The sequence below is a fragment of the Haladaptatus sp. DYSN1 genome (genome assembly GCF_029489995.1).
Taxonomy (GTDB): Archaea; Halobacteriota; Halobacteria; order Halobacteriales; family Halococcaceae; genus QDMS2.
Genome location: NZ_CP120470.1, coordinates 1161026 through 1180055, shown reverse-complemented (window position 1 = coordinate 1180055; position 19030 = coordinate 1161026). Strand labels below are relative to the sequence as shown.

Below are 19030 nucleotides of genomic sequence, written 5' to 3'. Positions count from 1 at the left end.
AAAGCGGCTAGACGACTGGTCTGACCTTCGAAAACCCGATGAGGAGGACACCCAGCACGAGCACGAGGGTCATCGCCGACAGCTGGGGATTCGGTATGGAGACGAACAGCGATGCGAGCAACACGAGTACGGAGAACGCGATGAGCGCCATCCCCGCCTGCGTGCCATCCTGAAGCGCTTGGACCTCGACCATGTGTGCGTCTACCACTCACACGTAGTTAGTTGTTGGTGAAAAAACAGGATCGGATGGACGCGCCTAACTCCCAGGTAGGCAGTCCGTGACGAGCGTGAGCCGCAAATTTATCACGATTAATCGATGAATACTAATACCGGTCGGCGGAGATGGACGCGGTATGGCACGAACTGTAAAACTGAGCCGCGTCAATGGGACGCTCGCCGAACTGTCGTACCCGATTTCGCGGACTGACGCCATGGCCGAGCTTTCGGACGTGACGGTCCTCCTCGCAGATGGGGAGACGAAACTCAGCAACGTCATCGAGCGAGCTCCGAGTATGATGTACGAGACGATGGAAGACCTCCAGACGGACCTTCTCACCTACATGCCCGTGCGCGCCGTCGGCGAGCCCGGCCAGTCCGAAGGCGACGCCTGAGCACGGATTTTTGCGTACCCCTGTGTGGTGATTCCACGCCGGGAAAACAACCGACAATATAAATGACCCCGGTTTCTTAACCGTGGTATGGAATTCTGCGACGAATGCGGGTCCCTGATGCGCGCAGAGAACGGCGAATGGGTCTGCAGCCAGTGTGACTTCACGAAGCTCAAAGACGCGAGCAAGAACTACGTCCTCACCGAGAGCCAGGAGGCCTCCGAAATCGTGGACGTGAGCGATGCAGAGGACCGCGGTCTGCCGACGACCAAGGTCCACTGCCCGCAGTGTGAGAACGACGAGGCCTACTGGTACATGCAACAGATTCGCTCTGCAGACGAGAGTGAAACCCGCTTCTTCGTCTGCACGAACTGCGAGCACAAGTGGCGCGAAGACGACCACTGAGATGGCGTCTCGGGGACCAGTCGCCCCCACCGAAAAACTCCCTGAGGGGTGGGAGCAAACGGGACGCGACGAGGAGCGACTCGTCGCCCTCCCGACGATGGAGGTGTGGGGTGAGACGCGGCGATACGAAGACGTGGCGCTTCAGCGATGCCTCGGGAGCGACCACCCGTGGCGGCTGTTTTTCGCGACGCGCCTCACCTTCCGCCCGCCGCTTGCCCCCGGCATCGGCCCGGCGATGCTCATGCCGACGGTCTGGCCTGCCGTGCGCGAGGAATTCCTCGCTGACCTCGAGGAACGAGGCGTTCGGGCCACGGTTCGGGACCGAACAGAACGCATTCGCGTGGACACCGGCGAGCGGGCGTCGCTCGTCTGCCTCGAAGCGCGCCACGGGGACGACGAGGCAGCACAACCGCCACTCGCGGGCTTTCTCGCCTGCTGGCCGCGCCTCACGGACTTTCGCGTCGCGGGCGGATTCTATCCGACCACCCTTCCGCCGGAAGCCGACGACCTACCAACAGACCCGCGGACAGACGAACAAACGTTACTTTCGCTCATCAGGTCAGTTCGATGAATAGAACCCCCCTCAGGACCGTTTAGCAGTGTTCTAAGGCCCAAATTGGGTCGCGCGAGAGGGGCGTCAGACGACCGTCAGACAGTTTATACCAGCCGAAATCGACCGATGAACGATCTAAACCATCACAAACGGTAGAGACCATTTATAAGGAAATAGGCGTGAAAGACTGACAATGAGAACGGGTCAGAACCTCTCGTTGCTCCTCGTGGCGATACTCGTCGTAAGCGGGGTCGCCCCCGTCGTGGCTCTCCCGTTCGAGTCAAGTTCCACCGGAGAACATGCCGCTCAGGAGGCGGCACAGAACGATTCGAACGTGTCGGTGACGGTCGGCGCCCAACTCTCGACGATGATGTCGACGACGGGCGAGAATCTCCAGTCGTCCTACGAAGACGACGCGTTCGAGCGACAGGTCGAATCGTCCGACGACACGAAGAAAGCGAAACTCGTCGCGAACAGAATTCAGCGTCTCGAGCGACAGGCGTCGCAGATTCGCGCCCGGTACGACCGGGTCACCGCCCAGTACGAGGACTACGAGCTGACGCGCAACCAGTACGCCCAGCGACTCGCGGTTCTCAACACCCGGGCTGAGAACTGCCTCGAAAGTTTAGCCCAGGCGGAACAGCGACTCGACCAGCTCTCTGACCTCGAACTGTCTGCCGGCGGTGTGAACAAGAGTGCAATCGCTGCTGCTCGCATCCACCTCGAACCGATTACCGGGCCGGGCGCGACGGCGCTCAAACAGCGGTTCCTCGGCGCGAACGACGCGCAGGTCACCCTCGAGACGGACAACGGGCTGTCCATCAACGTCGACAAGGACGAGAGCGAGCGCTCGCGGACGATAAAACGGCCACGTGACGACGACAACAGCATCGCGGTCAACCAGGGCGAGGCGCTGAAATCCGCACGCGCCGTGTTGCAAGGCCAGAAGTTAGGCTGGACGCTCATGAACGCCCGCGTCAACCGTGACCGAGGCTTCTACGAATTTCGCTTCGACTACGAGATGAACGGCATCACTGGCGACGCAGCGGTATACGTCGATGGCTCGTCGGGCAACGTGTTCGCCATCGACGAGGAGTTCTCGGGGCGAAATGCGTCCAGTAACCAGACGAACGAAACCGACGAACTGGCGGTTATTGTCGCCGAAGGCACACCCGCACCCGACGAGCAGGTGACGATTCAGGCGCTCTCGAACGGCAAGGCTGCCCCAGGCGTCACCATCTCGGTGAACGGCAACGACGTCGGCAAGACGAACTCGAACGGGCAGGTAGCAGTGAGCCTTCCCAGTGGCGACGTGAACATCACAGGCGTCCGCGGACAGGCGACCGGCCACCTCGAATTCGAGTTCGATTCGGCCGCGGACGCCCCACAGACGGGTGCCCTCAGAGGGATGGACGCGACGGCGACGCTCGACAACGGCACCGCGACGGTGACCGTGACCTACGAGGACGAACCGGTCCGCAACGCACTCGTGTTCGCGGAGGGTGACCGCGTTGGACGGACCGACAAAAACGGCGTCGTGACCTTCCAGACGGACGTGACCGACACCCTGCTCGTCGAGGTGGCGAAAGGAGAGTTCGGTGCGGCATTCACTTTCGTCATCGACGGCAACGAGACGATTGTGGACCGCGACGCCCGCCGGAGCAACGTTTCTGACATCCTCCCGGACGACGAAACCCCGCAGAACGAGACCCAGAACGACTCGAACGACAACACGACGGAGACTCCACAGCAGACTAGAACCCCGACGCCGACGGCCACGCAGACACGAACGCCAACACAGACGCAGACGGCGACGGCCACTGAAACGACTACCAGTACGGAGACGACCACTGGGACAGCCACGACGACGAACGCGGACACCACTCAGTATACGGAGACGACGCAGAATACGTCCACCACCGACTCGTCGAGTGGCGAAACGACGACCCAATCCGCAACCGAAAATCGAACGCCACAGGCCACGTCCTCGCCGGGCTGGACCTGACTTAGCTGTTTCTCGCGAACGTCAGATAGCCGGTGTGTCCGACGCCCTTGGTCGATGGTCGAGAGCCACGCTCGTCGAAGTCCATCCGGCGTTGAATCGTCTCGACCGTCTCAATGTCGGTGAGACCAGCGTCCCGGGCCGTTTCCACCGCGTCGCGCGTGTGCTCGACGAACGGCGAGTAGATGGCGACGAACCCGCCGCTCACGAGCAGGTCTGGCGCGTGAGAGACGACGCTGGCTGCGTCGCCCGTGTCGAGCGTCAGCACGTCGAACTCACCGAGGTCGTCGAGTTCTTCGGTGATGTCGCCGGTTCGAACGTCCACGATGTCCTCGACGCCGGCGAGACGCATGTTGTCGCGTGCGACGTCGGCGAACTCCGCGTTGCGCTCGAACGTCGTCACGTCCGCTCCCATCCGGCCCATGTACGCAGAGAGGACGCCGGTTCCAGTGCCAGCGTCGAGCACGCGGTCACCCTGAGCGATGCCGACGGTGCCGACGATAAGGCCGATGTCACGAGGCAGCATCGGTGCGCCCGTCCGGTCTAAGTGGTTGAACAGGTCGGGGCCACGCAATCGGCGCACCGTGAACGGCTCGTCGAGGTGCGTATAGAGCGTCTGTCCGGGTTCTACGTCGTCGGGAACCTGCAGGACGCCGAGGTCGGTCTGTAACTCCTCACCCGGTTCGAGCAGGTACTCCCGAGAACCGTGGACCAGTAAGACGGTCACTCTAGGCGGGAGATAGCGGCGGCGAGGTCGCCGTTCTCCGCTTCGAGTGCTTCGCGGGCTTCCGTCGCGCTCGCGCCCGTCCGCTGGGCGACGATTTCGACGTCTGAGTCCGGGATATCCACTTCGGTGGACGCATCTTCTTCTGGTTCGCCAGCGGCGTCGCCTTCGACGGCAGGCGGCGAGTCACCCGCACCGCGCGGGCGGGACTCGGGCTCGCCGACGATCTGGTAGGTCTGCTGGCCCTGGGCGTCCATGCGCTGGACCTCCGCGTCGGTGAACACGAGGTCTTCGTCTTTCGTGCGGATGATGACCTCCTCTGCATCGATGTCCTCGACTTCGATGCCCATCTGCTTCATCATCTGCTTCATCTTTCGCGGGTTGAGTCCGCCTCCTCCAAACATACCTCCAGACTTGAAGTCCGGAGGCAAAAGACTAGCGACCGACGACCAGCGTCAGGAGTCTTGCGCGCCGTCTCTGACTTTGACCGCCATGCCCGTCTCGAAGTCGAGCATGGCCGAGGCGGACAGTTCCGCCCGTCCCACGGCGAGAATGTACCCCTCCTCGTGGACGACGACGACTTCGTCACCCGGGCGGACGTCGGGGTCCACGTCGCTCACGAACTTCGCGAACACGTTCTTGCCGTCGCGGACGAACGGTTCGCTCTCGTCGCCGACGACGACCCGCGCCTGCGGGGCGGCAAGCGAGTCGAGCAGGCGTCGTCCGCCCTCGACGCCGAGGGTGAACCGGCCGTCCAGCCCGAAGGACACGATGCGTGCCCGCCCGTCTCGGATCTGCTGCGGTCGCCCGTTGCTGGAGCGCTCGATAGAGATGTCACCAGCGAAGAGGGCGTCGCCGGCGCCCGCCCCGAACTGATAGTCTGCGATGGTACGGAGGTCCGTACGCTCGTCTGTCTCGCTCATTGGCCGCTCTTTGGGACTGGCTGGTAAAACGCCTTCCACCCGAAAATGTGCCATTTGCAACCACATTTCAATCATGAAAAATAGTGTTCAATGCCACGCTGTACCGCGATTTTCCAGAACGCTCATATGCGAGAACTTCCAAGGACCGGGCATGAGCAACCAAACATCGAAAGTAACCCTCGGTATGCTGGTCCTCGCGATTAGCTCCGTCGTGCTGCTCGGCGTGAGCTTCCTCGGTTCGCCAGTTCCAGTCGCCCTCGCCGCCCTCGCCGCGCTCGGCATGGCTGCTGGGTCGCTGCTCGTCGGGACCTCCGAAAGCGGCCGTCCAGTCTAGAGCAAGAACTCGTCCGGTTTTTCGCTGAAGTCCGTAAAGGAATCCGCCGCTTCGATGAGGGACTCCGACGTCGATTCTTCGAACGCCATCACTTCGACGCGACAGCCCTGATGGCGGACGTGCGAACACAGGCGGCTGAAGTCGCCGTCGCCGGTACACAGCACGAGCGTGTCGTGGTGTGGGGCGAGCGTGACGGCGTCGAGACTCATCCCGACGTCCCAGTCTGCCTTCTTCGACCCGTCTGCGAACGTCTGAATGTCTTTTATCTTCGTCTCAAAGCCGATGTCGTTCAGCGCCTCGAAGAAACTCTCCTCGTCGGGTGAGTCTGCGCGAATGACGTACGCGATGGCTCTGGTGAGCGTGCGGCCGTCGACCGCTTCGTTCAGCAGCGCCGTGTAGTCGATGTTCCGCGAGTAGAGACTCTGTGCGGAGTGATAGAGATTCTGCGCGTCTACGAGAAGGGCGACGCGCTGACCCGAGTGATGGATACCCATATTTTGCAATCAGACGCCCGCAAGAAAGGTGTTTACCCTTCTGCCCGTGGCCACATCGAAGCGTGGTGTGTCCACACGACCCATGGGACGGCCACCGAGCCTCGGCAGGCTTCGCAACTGGCGCAATGCCTAAGTACTGGCGACGCTGTGAATTTCGTATGCGACGCGCTACATCAACGACCATCGCAACACGGAACAGCGGTGGGTGTGGCGTGCGACGTTTTTGGGGCGCTAAACGCAAACGTGCGTAAGCACACTCTGTTCACGGCGGACGTGGCACCTCCGTTGTGAGCTATTCTCCGATGGCAGAGCGCACGTAGACTACCTAGACCCCAACCACCAATGACAGACCAGACATTCAGTGGCGTGTTCCCCGCGATGGTCACGCCGTTCACCGACGACCTTAGTATCGACTTCGACCAGTTAGCCGCAGACGCCCGACGCCTCGAGGAAGCCGGCGTCGACGGCCTCGTTCCCGTCGGCACGACCGGCGAGAGCGCGACGCTGACCCACGACGAGCACATCGAGGTCATCGAGTGCGTCGTCGACGCCGTCTCCGACGTGCCGGTCATCGCCGGTTCCGGGTCGAACTCGACCCGAGAGGCAGTGTCGCTCTCCCAACGCGCCGCAGACGCCGGCGCGGACGCACTGCTCCTCATCTCGCCGTACTACAACAAGCCCGAACCGGCGGGCATGGAAGAGCACTTCCGCACCGTCGCAGACGAGGTCGACCTGCCACAGATTATCTACAACGTGCCGAGTCGCACAGGCCGGAACATCGCCGTCCAGACCGCGGTCAACCTCGCCAGCCACCCGAACATCGCGGGTTACAAGGCCGCGAGTGGCGACCTGAACCGCGTCGGCGAGGTCCTAGAGAAGACCCACGACGAGGAGTTCGCCGTCCTCTCCGGCGACGACGGCCTCACGCTCCCGATGATTTCGATCGGCGCGACGGGCACCATCAGCGTCGCCGCGAACGTCGAACCCGAGCGCACCTGCGCGATGGTCGGCGCGGCACTCGACGGCGATTACGAGATGGCCCGCGACCTGCACTACGAACTCGGCCCGCTGTTCCGGGCACTGTTCATCGAAACGAACCCCATCCCAATCAACGAGGCGCTCGCCATCCGCGGCCACGGCACGGGTGCGATGCGTCCGCCGCTGTCTCGAATGGGCGAAAAGAACCTGGACGCGCTGCGTGAAGCCCTCGCAGACCTGCAAGACGCGGAGGCCCCGCTCGCCCGATGACGCGGGTTGCGGTCACCGGCGCGACGGGCCGGATGGGACAAGAGGTCATCACGCTGGCGAGAGACCGCGACGACGTGGACCTCGCCTTCGCCGTCAGCCGCGACCCCGAAGACGTGGCGACGGACGTGACCCTCGAATCGGACGGCGACCTGTCCGCACTGCTCGCCGAGCACCAGCCCGACGTGCTCGTGGATTTCACCGTCCCCGAGGCGTCGGTCGAGTACGTCCGCGCCTGCGCCGAGGCGGGCGTCGCCGTCGTCGTCGGGACGACCGGCTTCGCAGACGAACAGAACGCGGCCCTCGACGCGGCGAGCGAGACGATTCCGCTCCTCGAATCGTCGAACTTCGCCCGCGGCATTCAGGCGCTGCTCAACGTCGTCGAGGAAGCCGTCGCCGCGCTGCCCGACTACGACATCGAGCTGGTCGAAACCCACCACAACGGCAAGCGCGACGCCCCGAGCGGGACGGCGAACATGCTGTTAGACCGCATCGACGAACAGCGCTCTCTCGAACGGGTCTACGGCCGGGAGGGAGACGCCCCCCGCGCCGCGGACGAAGTCGGCGTCCTCGTGCGACGAGCAGGCAACATTCGCGGGGAACACGAGGTACTCCTTGCTGGGAACGATGAGGTAGTCACACTCACCCACCGTGCCGAGAGTCGCGGGGTGTTCGCCGCCGGGGCGCTGGACGCCGCCGTATGGGTGGCGACCCGCGACGCCGGCCGGTACGACTTCGCGAACGTAATCGACGATTCCCAATGAGCCTACAATCGACAATCGAAGCCCTGTGGCAACGAAAGCAAGACGGACTGACGGCCGCCGACGTCGGCGCGGACGAACTCGACGTGTTAGACGCCTTCCTGGCCGCGCTCGAAGCCGGCGACATCCGCGCCGCGGAGAAGCGCGACGGAACCTGGGAGGCCAACGAATGGGTGAAGCAGGGCATCCTCCTGAACTTCGGCCTGCGAAACACCGAACCCCGAACCTACGGCGGCGTGACCTACCACGACGTGCTCCCGCTTCGCGAGACGAGCGACCTCGCAGAGAAGGGCACGCGAAACACCCCGAACGGGACGGTCATTCGGCGGGGAGCCTACATCGGGTCGAACGCCATCCTCATGAGTCCGGCCTACGTCAACATCGGCGCGCACGTCGGCGACGGCACGCTCGTCGATTCCTGTGACACGGTCGGCTCCTGCGCCCAGATTGGCAACGACGTGAAACTCGGCGCGAACACGCTCATCGGCGGCGTCTTAGAACCGGTCGAGAGCGCGCCGGTCATCGTCGAAGACGGCGTCTCGCTCGGCGCTGGCTGCCGGGTCACCTCCGGATTCGTCGTCGGTGAAAACTCCGTCGTCGGCGAGAACACGCTGCTCACGCCGCGCATTCCGGTTTACGACCTCGTCGAAGAGGAAGTCCTCTACGGCGAACTGCCATCGAACCGTCGGGCGTTCACGCGCTTCGTCGAATCCTCGATTGGCGACCACGAGCTGTTTTCCGGCGGGGCGTACAAGCCCGCCGTCGTCGCCACGGACATCGAGGCGACCACGCTCGAAGCCACCGCACGAGAGGAGGCACTGCGCGAATGAACGACGAAAGCGGCGGCCCCGACGTACGCCGACTGCACGAGTGGGACGCCGGCCTGCTCGCCGACCTCGCAGCGGAGTACGGGTCGCCGCTTTACGTCTACGACGTAGACCGCGTCCGCGAGAACGCCTGGCGGATTCGCGGGGCGTTCCCTGACGCGGAGGTAAGCTACGCGACCAAGGCCAACACCTCGCGACCTGTCCTGCGCGCCCTGCGCGAGGAGGACGTCGGTGCGGAGTGCGCCTCGGCCGGCGAAGTCGAGCGCTCGCTCGCCGCCGGTTTCACGGGAAACGAGGTGCGCTACACGGCGGTCAACCCGCCGAGTGAGGACCTAGACCACGTCTGTGCCCGCGCCGAAGAACACCCGCTGACCATCACTATTGGCGCGGCCGACACGCTCGACCGCCTCGCAGACCGCGGGTTCTACGGCAAGCTCGCGGTGCGCGTAAACCCCGGCGTCGGCGCGGGCCACCACGCGAAGGTTACGACGGGCACTGATCCGAAGTTCGGCGTCCCGTACGACGACGTTCCCGAACTGCTCGCCGAGGCCGCAGACCGCGGGTTCGACGTGGTCGGCATCCACGCCCACGCGGGCAGCGGTATCTCGGGCGACGACCTCTCTTCGCACCGCGAACTCGTGAGTCGGATGGGCGCGCTCGCCCGCGAGTCGCCCGTCGCGCTCGACTTCGTGAACGTGGGCGGCGGCTTTGGCGTCCCGTACCGCGAGGACGAACCACCCCTCGACATCGACGCGGTGGCCGACGCGACTCGCGAGGCGCTCGGCGAGGTGGACGCCCAACTCGCCATCGAACCGGGCCGCTACTTCGTCGCCGACGCGGGCGTTCTGCTCACCAACGTAAACACGGTAAAGCAGACGCCTGAGACGCTCGTGGTCGGCGTGGATGCCGGGATGACGACGCTCGTCCGCCCGGCGATGTACGATTCCTACCACGCGATTCGCAACCTCGCGCCCGACGCAGGAGAACGCGAATCGGTAGAAACGCTCGTCGCCGGCCCCATCTGCGAGACGAGCGATATCTTCGCCACCGACCGGGTTCTGCCAGCGCCCGCCCGGGGCGACTTGCTCTGTATCGGCAACGCTGGCGCATACGGCTACGAAATGGCCAGTCAGTACAACTCACGACCGCGACCCGCGGTGGTCGCACTTGACGACGGCGAGGCAAGCCTCGCGATTCGACGCGAAACCCTCGCCGACGTCACCACCTTAGAAGAACCATGATTCGATTCGACAAGTACCACGGAACCGGAAACGACTTCGTACTAGTAGATGCAGCAGAGGCAGTCCCTGACCGCCGGGCGCTCGCGACGGAACTCTGTCATCGCGAGACGGGTGTCTCCCACCCGTCGAGTGACCGCGTGGGCGCAGACGGCGTGCTCTTTCTCGCGCTCGAAGACCGCTACTCGCCGCCGCGCGTCGTCATGACGCTCGTCCAGCCGGATGGCTCGACCGCCTCGATGTGCGGCAACGGGGCGCGCTGTGCTGCGGCGTGGGCCGCAGAACGCACCGGTGCGTCCGAGATTATGATCGACACGCAGGCGGGCACCCGCCACGCTCGCATCGAAGACGACGGCGTGACCATCGAGATGGGAACGCCCCTCTTCGAACCGGCCGCCGTCCCGGTTCTCGCTGACGAACCGGTCGTCGAGCAGGACTTCGAAGGCTACGCCGTCACGGCCGTGAACACGGGCGTTCCCCACGCCGTCATCTTCGTAGACGACGTGGCCGACGTGGACCTCGACGCGGTGGCCCCGGCCATCCGCCACGCTGAGATTTTCCCGGAGGGGGCGAACGTGAACGTCGCCAGCCAGCGCGACGACGGCGGTTTCGACCAGCGCACCTTCGAGCGCGGCGTCGAGGGCGAGACGCGCTCCTGTGGCACGGGTGCGGTGGCCATCGCGGCCGCCGCCCGCGAACTCGGCCTCGTCTCCGGTGGCTCTGCGGTCTCCGTCTCGCCGCCGGGCGGCGACCTCGAAGTCACGCTCACCGACGGCCCGGCGTTCCTCCATGGGCCGGTCGAACTCGATTTTCGGAGTGAGGTCCCCGTCAGCAAGCCCCGACGACTCGACCCGACGGAGGCCTGAGGTGGATTTCGACCCCGTCGCTTTTCTCGAAGACGCCGTCAAGACGCCCTCCCACGAGGATATCGCCGAGATGCGCCAGTTGCTCGTCTCTACTATCGAAGCCCAGGGCTTCGCGGCACACGTAGACGACGCTGGCAACACAATTTCCACACGCGAGACCGACGAACCCGGCCCCCACGTCGTCCTCAATACCCACATCGACACCGTCGCCCCGCACGTCGAATTTTCCCGCGACGGCGACATTATCCGCGGCCGCGGTTCCTGCGACGCGAAAGGGCCACTGACCGCCCTGCTCGTCGCGTTTTTCGATACCGACCTCCAACGCGGCAAACTCACGCTCGCGATTACCCCTGACGAGGAAGTCAAATCGACCGGCGCGGCCGCCCTCGATTTGGACGGCGACGCCTACATCGTCGGCGAACCGACCGGCCTCGACGTGTGTAACGCGGCGAAAGGCCGCTTCGAGGGAACTATCACCGTCCGCGGGGAGAACGCCCACGCCGCGGAACCACAATCCGGCGTAAACGCGATTACCGGCGCAGGCCACGTCCTCCGGGCGCTCGAAACCTTCCTCGACCGCGACGACGCCCCACCGGTCCACGAGGAACTCGGCGCGGCGACGCTCGAACCGACGATGATTCGTGGCGGGACGGCGACCAACCAGATTCCCGCAGAATGCGAAATCGTCGTCGACCGCCGGAGCGTTCCCCCCGAGACGAGCGACTCCTTCGAGCACCTGCTCGAAACCCACCTTCGCGAGAACGTCCCCGACGTCGAGTTCGACGTGACCTACGACTTCGAGTTCACCGACCGGCCCACACCCTTCCTCGAAGCGTGGGAAACGGACCCTGAGGGGAAACTCGCCCAGACGCTTGCCGCCGCCTCCGGCGGGGCAATTCGTCCGTTCTCGGCCGCCACGGAAGCTTCATACTTCGCCCACGACGCCCCCACCGTCGTGTTCGGCCCGGGCCTACTCGCCGACGGCAATGAACCGGTCGCCCACTCGCCCAACGAGTACGTCCTCGTGTCAGCGGTCGAAGCCGCTGCCGAAGCCGTGACGGAGACAGTCGCCGCATTCCTCTCCTAACTGCCGTCGCCTACAACCCAGTCCGCGAGTGTCTCACGGTTCGTGTATCCTAAAATCGACAGCACGAGCACTAGCAGCCCCAGAACCGCCGCCATTGCGAGATTTCGGCTGGCGAGTTCTGCGCCGACGAGGTTCGTGAGCAGGAGCGACGGGGCGCGACCAACCACCGCGATGACGACGATGCGCGAAAGCGAGAGGCGCGTGAGTCCGGCGACGAAGCAGATGGCGTCGTCGGGTAAGCCGGGAACCAGAAAGGCGAGAAACAGACCAATTTCCCCGCGCCGGTCGGTCACGCCGTCGAACCGGGAGAGGGTATCGGGGTGGACGACGCGCTCGACGTAGGGGCGGCCGAATCGGCGAGCGGCGGCGGCCGCGATGAAACTCCCCAGTCCCGCGCCGACGACGCTGTAAAACGTCCCGAGGTATGCACCGAAGAGGTAGCCGCTCACCACGCCCATCGCCTGGCCCGGGATGGGCGCGAAGACCACCTGGAGCACCTGCACCGCGATGAACGCGAGTGGCGCGAGCGGGCCGTAAGCGGCGATGGTCTCGCGGGCGAACTCGGGGTTCACGAACAGCGGGAGCATCCGCCTGCTGAGCAGGGCGAGCGCGACGAAAAAGAGAAAGAGCGCGGCTACCCGAAGCAGGAATCCGCGCCGCCCTTCAGCAGAGACGAAAAGTTGCACTCATCCACATTACGACGGGCGAACGGATAATATGCTACTCCAGTTCATCCACGAGGTCGGCGGCGAGACCGGTGTAGCCCGCGGGCGTCAGGGCGTGGAGTTCTGCGCGCACGTCATCGTCTACGTCGAGGTCATCGAACAGGTCGCGGAAGTCGGCGAGCGTGACGCGCTTGCCCCGCGAGAGGGCCTTCACGCGCTCGTAGGCGTCCTCGTGACCCTCTCGGCGCAGGATAGTCTGGACGGCCTCGCCGATGATTTCGGGCGTTGCCTCCAGTTCCTCGCGCATGACCGCCTCGTTCGGGACGACCTTCGAGAGCCCCTTCTGGACTTTGGTGTAGGCGATGAGGCAGTAGGCGAACGCCGCGCCGATGTTGCGCTTGACCGTCGAATCCGAGAGGTCGCGCTGGAGGCGCGAAGTAGTGATGTAGTCGCCGAGGAAGACGAGGTCCGAGTTCGCCTTCGAGAGGTTGCCCTCGCTGTTCTCGAAGTCGATGGGGTTCACCTTGTGGGGCATCGTCGAACTGCCCGTCTCGCCTTCGACCGTCTCCTGGCCGAGGTAGCGGTCGGAGACGTAGAGCCACATGTCGCGGTCTAAGTCGATGAGGACCGTGTTCGCGGTGCGGATGGTCGCGAAGAGTGCGGCGAGGTCGTCACACGGGTTCACCTGCGTGGCCAGTGGCGTGTATTCGAGGCCGAGCGAGGTGACGAACTCGCGGGAGAACGCCCGCCAGTCTACGTCCGGGTAGGCGGCGTGGTGGGCGGCGTAGGTGCCGCTCGCGCCGGCGAGTTTCCCCGAGATTTCGTCGGTCGCGCGTTCGATTGTCGCGACGGTGCGCCCGAGGCGGGCGGCGTAGACAGCCATCTCCTTGCCGAAGGTCGTCGGCGTCGCTGGCTGGCCGTGGGTCCGGGCGAGCATCGGCAAGTCGCGAAACTCCCGGGCCATCTCGATGAGCGCGTCGCGCGTGGCGTAGAGTTCGGGGAGGAGAACCTCTTCGACGGCCGGTTTCACGAGCAGGCGATGGGCGAGATTGTTCACGTCCTCGCTGGTGAGGCCGAAGTGGACCCACGGGCCGGCATCCGAGAGCGACGCGGGAAGGCCTTCGCGGATGAAATACTCCACTGCCTTCACGTCGTGGTTGGTCGCGGTGTAGTCCTTGTAGCCGGTCGTTTCGAGCTGTTTGACGATGTCCGCGTCCGCGGCGTCGAACCCCTCGTAGAGGTCGCGGAGCGTTTCGCGGTCTGCGGCTCCGATTTCGAGGGGTGTCGCGTCGAGGTCGGCGAGCGCGATGAGGTACTCGACTTCCACCTGCACGCGGGCTCGCATCAGCGCGGCTTCACTCGCGTAGGGCGCGAGCGCCTCCGTGTAGCGGCCGTAGCGCCCGTCAAGCGGCGAGACGGCGAACAGCGGGCCGTCGCCAACAAAGGTTGACATACCTTCGACTGCCGCCCGGCGTAGCAAAAGCGTGTCGGTCGGAGGACACAGAGATGTGCATAGAACGCAGGCATAGGCCGCACTTTTGCCCGGTAAATATACACGAACTCGCACAGAATCGCTCCTGCAATCGCAATTACTTTACTCCCGGCGGACCCGCACTCGCACATGACACGAATCGCCGGTCTGGCGAGTAACCGCGGACGGAATCTCATGCACGTTGCAGACCTCGCGCCGGGTGGCGCAGAGGTCGCCGTCGTCCTCACGAACACGGAAGGCGCACCTGTACTGGACGCCGCCGCAGAGCGCGGCATCGCCACCGAAGTCGTCGAACGCGAGGAGGGCGAATCTCGCGAGTCCCACGAGGAACGCATCGTCTCACGTCTCGCGGAATACGACTTCGACCTCGTCTGCCTCGACGGCTACATGCGCGTGCTGACCGGCGAATTCCTCGACAACGTCCCGACGACGCTCAACGTCCACCCGTCGCTCCTGCCGACGTTCAAGGGCATGGACGCGTGGGGCGACGCCCTCTCCGCAGGCGTGAAAGTCACCGGTTGCACCGTCCACGTCGTGAACGAGGACGTGGACGCCGGCCCAATCGTCACCCAGGAGCCAATCCCAATCTACGAGGGGGACACAGAAGAGACGCTCAAAGAGCGCGTCCTCTACGAAGGCGAGTTCAAGGCGTACCCACGTGCTGTCAAGTGGTTCGCAGAGGACAGAGTCACCGTCACCGCAGACGGTGTCGAAATCGAAGGCGACGACGCCGGCGAGTTCCCGGCCCGCCGCGTCGACACGACAGACCACCTCACCGGCCTGCGCTACGGCGAGAACCCCCACCAGGCCGCGGCCGTCTACGCCGACAACACCTGCGAGGAGGCGAGCGTCGTCCACGCAGCCCAGCTCAACGAGGGCGCGAAGGCGCTCTCCTACAACAACTACAACGACGCGGACGCCGCGCTCAATCTCATCAAAGAGTTCGACGAACCCGCCGCCGCCGTCATCAAGCACACGAACCCCGCCGGCTGTGCGACCGCCGACACCCTCGCGGAAGCCTACGAAAACGCCCTTTCGACGGACCCGATGAGCGCATTCGGCGGCATCGTCTCGCTCAACCGCGAGTGTGACGCGAAAACCGCCGAGCTCATCGTCGATTCGTTCAAGGAAGTCGTCGTCGCGCCGGGCTACACCGACGCTGCACTCGACGTGCTCACCGAGAAGAAGAACCTGCGTGTCCTCGACGTGGGACCACTCGGCGACATCACTTCGACGCTCGTTGAGAAACCAATCGTCGGCGGTCGCCTGATTCAGGAGCGCGACCAGCAGAAACTCACCGTCGAGGATCTCGAAATCGCGACGGAGAAGGAACCAACCGACGAGGAACTGGAGACCATGCTGTTCGCGTGGCAGACGCTCAAGCACGTCAAATCCAACGGGATTCTGTTCGCCAAGGGCACGGAAACCGTCGGCATCGGCATGGGACAGGTCAGCCGCGTCGACGCCGTCCGCCTCGCCGCGATGAAGGCCGAGGAGCACGCAGAGGGCAAGGACGCGAAGGGCGCAGTCATGGCTTCAGACGCCTTCTTCCCGTTCCCGGACGGCATCGAAGCCGCTGCCGAGGCCGGCATCACCGCCGTCATCCAGCCCGGCGGCTCGGTCAACGACGAAGACGTGATTGCGGCCGCAGAAGAACACGGCATGACGATGGTGTTCACCGGGAAGCGATCGTTCAAGCACGACTGAGCGGCGGACAGTCGGTCTCCGTGGCGGTCGCTCAAACGGCGGCACTCTCGGTCGAAAAATACTCGTGGTTAGCGAGTGGGTATTTCGGTGAGCCCGAGTTGTTCCATCATGCCGAGCATGTCGGGTTGGACCCACCGCTCTGCGATTTTACCGTCTTCGATGCGGGTGAACACGAGGTTCTGGACCTCGAACGTCTTGCCGGTTGGTTCGTAGCCCATGAACTCGCCGTCGTGGGTGCCCCGTAGCGTCACGCGCATGGCGACGGTGTCGCCCTCTTCCACGATGTCTTCGACAGTCGCGGAGAAGTCGCTGAACGCGTTACGCATGCTTCCAATCTGCTGTTTCGCCTCCTCTCGACCCACGGACTCGCCGAGCGGGCTGTGGTCGCGAATATCTTCGGTGCAGATTTCGTCGATGAGGTCGAGATTGCCTTTCGTCGCGACGTCCTCTGGGATGCGTCGCACAAGTTGTTTGTATTCCGAGCTTCTGGTTGTTGCTGCCATTTTCCCCACCTGGGTAACCGTCCACGAGTCACTCACACGGCGTGAGCACCGTGTAGACGAGTGCTTGAAGATACGTCACGTTGCGCATTAACCGTTGTTCAAAATCCAACCGCTGGACGAATTTCAGTGAGGCTGTCGTGTCGGTCACCGGAAGTGACAAAAAGGGAATGGCGACAGACGACCGCCTCAGTACGCCGGCATGTCCGTCATCTCGTAGCCCACAATCAGCTTCTGAATTTCGGTCGTCCCATCTGGCACGGTCATCGTCCGGGCGTCGCGGTAGTAACGTTCGAGCGGGTAGTCGGTCGAGAGGCCGTTCGCGCCGTGGACCTGCATCGCGTCGTAGGTGGCATCGACGCACTGCTCGCAAGCGTAGCCCTTCGCCAGCGAGGAATACAGGCGCGATTCAGGGTCGGCGTCGTCGAGGAGTTCGACGGCGTGGTAGGCCATGTGCCGCGACGATTCGACGGCGCACTTGATGTCGTAGAGTTGCTCCTGGACAAGTTGGTGCTGACCGATTGGCTTGTCGAACGTCTCCCGGTCGGTGGAGTAGGCGAGCGCGTCGTCCAGGGCGGCCTGTCCGATGCCGACGGCCATGAACGCCATGCCGACGCGCATGAACGAGAAGATAGCGTTCAGCGGTTTCTCGTTCAGGAACAGTTCGACCATGCTGTCGGCGAAAGGCAGTTCGTAGAGGTCCTTGCCTTGCTGAAGCATTCGCGTAATCGAGGTCGAGAGTTTGTTCTCCGCCGGAATGCGCACGTCGTCGAGGAAGATTTGGCCGGTCGGCGAGGCTTTCCATCCGAGCTTATCCAGTTTCCGCGTCTCGAACGGCGAGGTCTCTTGGTCGACGATGAACATGTCCTGCATATCGGCTTCCTCGTCGTGGGCGACGACGAGCGCCACGTCCGCGATTGGCGCGTTCGAAACCCACGTCTTCTCGCCAGAAAGGACGTACTCGTCGCCTTCTTTTCGGGCAGTGGTGTTCGGGCGGGCGGTGTCGCTGCCTGACCCGGGTTCGCTCACGGCCATGCAGCCGATGAGTTCGCCTTTGTCGAGTTTGTCGCCGACGGCGTTCTGCGTCTGCTCTGATGCCCAGTTCGCCCACAGCGCGGGGAAGGACATATTCAGCGTGACGTTGAGACTCGGCCAGACACGGGCGATTTCCTCCGAGCCGATGGCGTAGTACATCAGGTCGCCAAAGTAGTCCTCGGCGGTGTCGGGGTCGTAGCCGATGCCCAGTTCGCGCAGGTCGCGCATGTACGAGAGCGCCTGCTCCTTGGAGAGTGGCTCCTGGTCCATCTCGTCCACCTCGGGAGCGATTTCTCGTTCGAGGTAGTCCCGGAGCGTCTCTTTGAACAGGCGCTGGTCCTGGGTGAGTTTCATTGCTCGAGCGTCGTGGTGAGTTGGTTCATCACCGGCGCGAGGCGAGTACCCTTGCCGACGTTTCCTTCGAGGGAGTACTGCTGTTGCATGAAGCCCTGAACCGGGTCGATGGCGCCCGTGATGAGTTGGACGTGGACTTCGGCGGGAGCTTCGATAGTGAAATCGACGTCTGAAAGCGTGCCCGCTCCGCCCGTGATGGTTCCCGCGTCCGGGTTCAACTGGAGGTGACCCTCCATCGGACAGTCGGTGGCGACGAAGTTCGCCACGATGTCCTCGCGAATCTGGTCCTGGAGGTCCTCGTTCTGCCGGGCGAGTACCTCCGCACCCTTCCAGACGAGGTCCATGTAGCGGTCGGCCACGTCGGGGTGGTCGTTGACGAACGCGGCCACGTCTATCTCCTGCATCTGCATCACGAGGCCGCGATAGAGGTCGGGCCGGGATTCTATGAGTTCCGGGACGGTCCCCTCCAGTTCTGCGAGCACCTGTGGAAGGATGTCGCCGAGTTCAGACTGGTCTGCGGTCAGTGCGCGTTCGATGTCAGATTCTGGAATCGTCATTGGAAGTCAGTTGGTGTAAATTTCGTCTGCGAACTGTGCGTCGACGGAGGCGGCGAGTTCGGTCAGGCGCTGGGCGGCGGCGGAGTACTGCAACGTCTTTTGCATGTCGCCGTCGAGTGCGAACCGCCCGGACATCATCCCGGAGATGATGTCCACCTGTCCGTCGATGAGGTCCTTCCAGTCGTCGATGGTCGCCGTGAGGACGAAGCCGTGGTCCACCGCGTCCGGGCTTTCGACGAGGCGCGCGCCGGTGCAGCGCCCGTCTTCGAGACCGAGGTAGGCACACCCAACGTGGCCGTCGTTGGGCGTCTCGTGGACGAATTCGTCGAGTTCCTCGCGCAGAAAGTCAGGCATCTCCGCCTCGTTCATCTCGTCTACGGGCATGTCTGTCATCACGAAGATGTAGTCGCCGTTGAAGTCGGTGCCATAGCCGTCTGCGAGTTTCGCGTGCTTTTCGTCGCCGTTGATGACTTCCCGATACCGGTCGAACCAGGGTTGGCTCGGGAAGATGAGTGGGCCGGTGTGGTCAGTTGCCATGCGAGTTCGTGACAATCGACGCGACTAACTCCGAAGTCGATTGGGCGTCGCATACGAGGGACTTTATAAGCCGGCTACCGCCGGCAAAAGCTAAACCGTGGCTGCGCGTCGATTTG

Annotated in this window: 23 protein-coding genes; 12 read left to right on the top strand and 11 right to left on the bottom strand. The window is 63.9% G+C overall.

The genetic code is table 11. From position 1 onward, the window contains the following. Positions 1–7: 7 nt before the first annotated feature. Complete coding sequence (locus P0648_RS06325) at positions 8–193, bottom strand: hypothetical protein (protein WP_277505678.1); 186 nt, start codon at positions 191–193, stop codon at positions 8–10. Between the two features lie 160 nt (positions 194–353). On the opposite strand from P0648_RS06325, the gene P0648_RS06320 reads away from it, so the two are divergent. From P0648_RS06320 to P0648_RS06305, 4 genes are all read left to right on the top strand, one after another. Beyond that, positions 354–611: a hypothetical protein gene (locus P0648_RS06320; RefSeq protein ID WP_276248113.1), complete on the top strand. Its 258-nt coding sequence runs from the start codon at positions 354–356 to the stop codon at positions 609–611. An 87-nt stretch (positions 612–698) separates the two neighbouring features. Beyond that, a complete protein-coding gene (locus P0648_RS06315) occupies positions 699–1013 on the top strand; it encodes a transcription factor S (protein ID WP_276248114.1) in 315 nt (104 codons plus the stop codon). 1 nt (position 1014) lies between these two features. Then, a complete protein-coding gene (locus tag P0648_RS06310) occupies positions 1015–1584 on the top strand; it encodes a hypothetical protein (RefSeq protein ID WP_277505677.1) in 570 nt (189 codons plus the stop codon). 175 nt (positions 1585–1759) lie between these two features. Then, a complete protein-coding gene (locus P0648_RS06305; protein WP_277505676.1) occupies positions 1760–3571 on the top strand; it encodes a hypothetical protein in 1812 nt (603 codons plus the stop codon). A gap of 1 nt (position 3572) precedes the next feature. Here the strand turns inward: P0648_RS06305 and P0648_RS06300 are convergent, their stop codons facing one another. Genes P0648_RS06300 through P0648_RS06290 form a run of 3 tightly spaced genes read right to left on the bottom strand, consistent with a single transcriptional unit; the run spans position 3573 to position 5215 of the window. Further along, positions 3573–4295 carry a tRNA (adenine-N1)-methyltransferase gene (locus tag P0648_RS06300; protein ID WP_276248117.1) on the bottom strand — a complete coding sequence of 241 codons (723 nt, stop codon included), beginning with the start codon at positions 4293–4295 and terminating at the stop codon, positions 3573–3575. Further along, positions 4292–4696, bottom strand: a complete 405-nt coding sequence (locus tag P0648_RS06295; protein ID WP_277505674.1) for a nascent polypeptide-associated complex protein — start codon at positions 4694–4696, stop codon at positions 4292–4294. Before P0648_RS06295 ends, P0648_RS06300 begins: the two co-directional genes overlap by 4 nt. Before the next feature lie 51 nt (positions 4697–4747). After that, on the bottom strand, positions 4748–5215 hold the full coding sequence (locus P0648_RS06290) for a PUA domain-containing protein (RefSeq protein ID WP_277505673.1): 468 nt from the start codon (positions 5213–5215) through the stop codon (positions 4748–4750). 151 nt (positions 5216–5366) lie between these two features. Between P0648_RS06290 and P0648_RS06285 the strand changes: the two genes are divergently transcribed. Then, the gene (locus P0648_RS06285; protein WP_276274438.1) at positions 5367–5549 is read left to right on the top strand and encodes a hypothetical protein; all 183 of its coding nucleotides are present in this window, start codon (positions 5367–5369) and stop codon (positions 5547–5549) included. Here P0648_RS06285 and P0648_RS06280 read toward each other — a convergent pair. Continuing rightward, a complete protein-coding gene (locus tag P0648_RS06280; RefSeq protein WP_276248121.1) occupies positions 5546–6043 on the bottom strand; it encodes an NYN domain-containing protein in 498 nt (165 codons plus the stop codon). The genes P0648_RS06285 and P0648_RS06280 overlap by 4 nt on opposite strands. Positions 6044–6385: 342 nt before the next feature. Between P0648_RS06280 and dapA the strand changes: the two genes are divergently transcribed. From dapA to P0648_RS06250, 6 genes are read left to right on the top strand one after another with little or no spacing between them, the layout of a single operon-like run. Further along, positions 6386–7291 carry a 4-hydroxy-tetrahydrodipicolinate synthase gene (dapA, locus tag P0648_RS06275; RefSeq protein ID WP_276248122.1) on the top strand — a complete coding sequence of 302 codons (906 nt, stop codon included), beginning with the start codon at positions 6386–6388 and terminating at the stop codon, positions 7289–7291. Continuing rightward, positions 7288–8052, top strand: a complete 765-nt coding sequence (gene dapB / locus P0648_RS06270) for a 4-hydroxy-tetrahydrodipicolinate reductase (protein WP_277505670.1) — start codon at positions 7288–7290, stop codon at positions 8050–8052. Before dapA ends, dapB begins: the two co-directional genes overlap by 4 nt. Next, the gene (locus P0648_RS06265; protein ID WP_276248124.1) at positions 8049–8879 is read left to right on the top strand and encodes a 2,3,4,5-tetrahydropyridine-2,6-dicarboxylate N-succinyltransferase; all 831 of its coding nucleotides are present in this window, start codon (positions 8049–8051) and stop codon (positions 8877–8879) included. The genes dapB and P0648_RS06265 overlap by 4 nt, the downstream gene beginning before the upstream one ends. Then, positions 8876–10117: a diaminopimelate decarboxylase gene (gene lysA / locus P0648_RS06260; protein WP_276248125.1), complete on the top strand. Its 1242-nt coding sequence runs from the start codon at positions 8876–8878 to the stop codon at positions 10115–10117. Before P0648_RS06265 ends, lysA begins: the two co-directional genes overlap by 4 nt. Next, the gene (gene dapF, locus P0648_RS06255; RefSeq protein WP_276248126.1) at positions 10114–10980 is read left to right on the top strand and encodes a diaminopimelate epimerase; all 867 of its coding nucleotides are present in this window, start codon (positions 10114–10116) and stop codon (positions 10978–10980) included. Before lysA ends, dapF begins: the two co-directional genes overlap by 4 nt. A 1-nt stretch (position 10981) precedes the next feature. Further along, a complete protein-coding gene (locus tag P0648_RS06250) occupies positions 10982–12067 on the top strand; it encodes a M20 family metallopeptidase (RefSeq protein ID WP_276248127.1) in 1086 nt (361 codons plus the stop codon). On the opposite strand, the gene P0648_RS06245 is transcribed toward P0648_RS06250, so the two are convergent. Both P0648_RS06245 and purB read right to left on the bottom strand, forming a co-directional pair. Further along, positions 12064–12753: a TVP38/TMEM64 family protein gene (locus P0648_RS06245; RefSeq protein ID WP_276248128.1), complete on the bottom strand. Its 690-nt coding sequence runs from the start codon at positions 12751–12753 to the stop codon at positions 12064–12066. The genes P0648_RS06250 and P0648_RS06245 overlap by 4 nt on opposite strands. Positions 12754–12787: 34 nt before the next feature. Further along, the gene (gene purB / locus P0648_RS06240; RefSeq protein WP_277505668.1) at positions 12788–14185 is read right to left on the bottom strand and encodes an adenylosuccinate lyase; all 1398 of its coding nucleotides are present in this window, start codon (positions 14183–14185) and stop codon (positions 12788–12790) included. 168 nt (positions 14186–14353) lie between these two features. On the opposite strand from purB, the gene purH reads away from it, so the two are divergent. Then, entirely contained in the window at positions 14354–15931 is a 1578-nt protein-coding gene (gene purH / locus P0648_RS06235; protein ID WP_276248130.1) for a bifunctional phosphoribosylaminoimidazolecarboxamide formyltransferase/IMP cyclohydrolase, read from the top strand. Between the two features lie 68 nt (positions 15932–15999). Here the strand turns inward: purH and P0648_RS06230 are convergent, their stop codons facing one another. The 4 genes from P0648_RS06230 to P0648_RS06215 all read right to left on the bottom strand — a co-directional run bounded on the left by P0648_RS06230 (position 16000) and on the right by P0648_RS06215 (position 18914). Continuing rightward, entirely contained in the window at positions 16000–16434 is a 435-nt protein-coding gene (locus tag P0648_RS06230) for an ester cyclase (protein ID WP_277505666.1), read from the bottom strand. A 186-nt stretch (positions 16435–16620) separates the two neighbouring features. Beyond that, positions 16621–17820 carry an acyl-CoA dehydrogenase family protein gene (locus tag P0648_RS06225; protein WP_277505665.1) on the bottom strand — a complete coding sequence of 400 codons (1200 nt, stop codon included), beginning with the start codon at positions 17818–17820 and terminating at the stop codon, positions 16621–16623. Further along, a complete protein-coding gene (locus tag P0648_RS06220) occupies positions 17817–18377 on the bottom strand; it encodes an SCP2 sterol-binding domain-containing protein (RefSeq protein ID WP_276248133.1) in 561 nt (186 codons plus the stop codon). Before P0648_RS06220 ends, P0648_RS06225 begins: the two co-directional genes overlap by 4 nt. A 6-nt stretch (positions 18378–18383) precedes the next feature. Further along, positions 18384–18914, bottom strand: coding sequence for an SCP2 sterol-binding domain-containing protein (locus tag P0648_RS06215; protein WP_277505662.1), 531 nt, complete (start codon positions 18912–18914; stop codon positions 18384–18386). Positions 18915–19030: the final 116 nt, after the last annotated feature.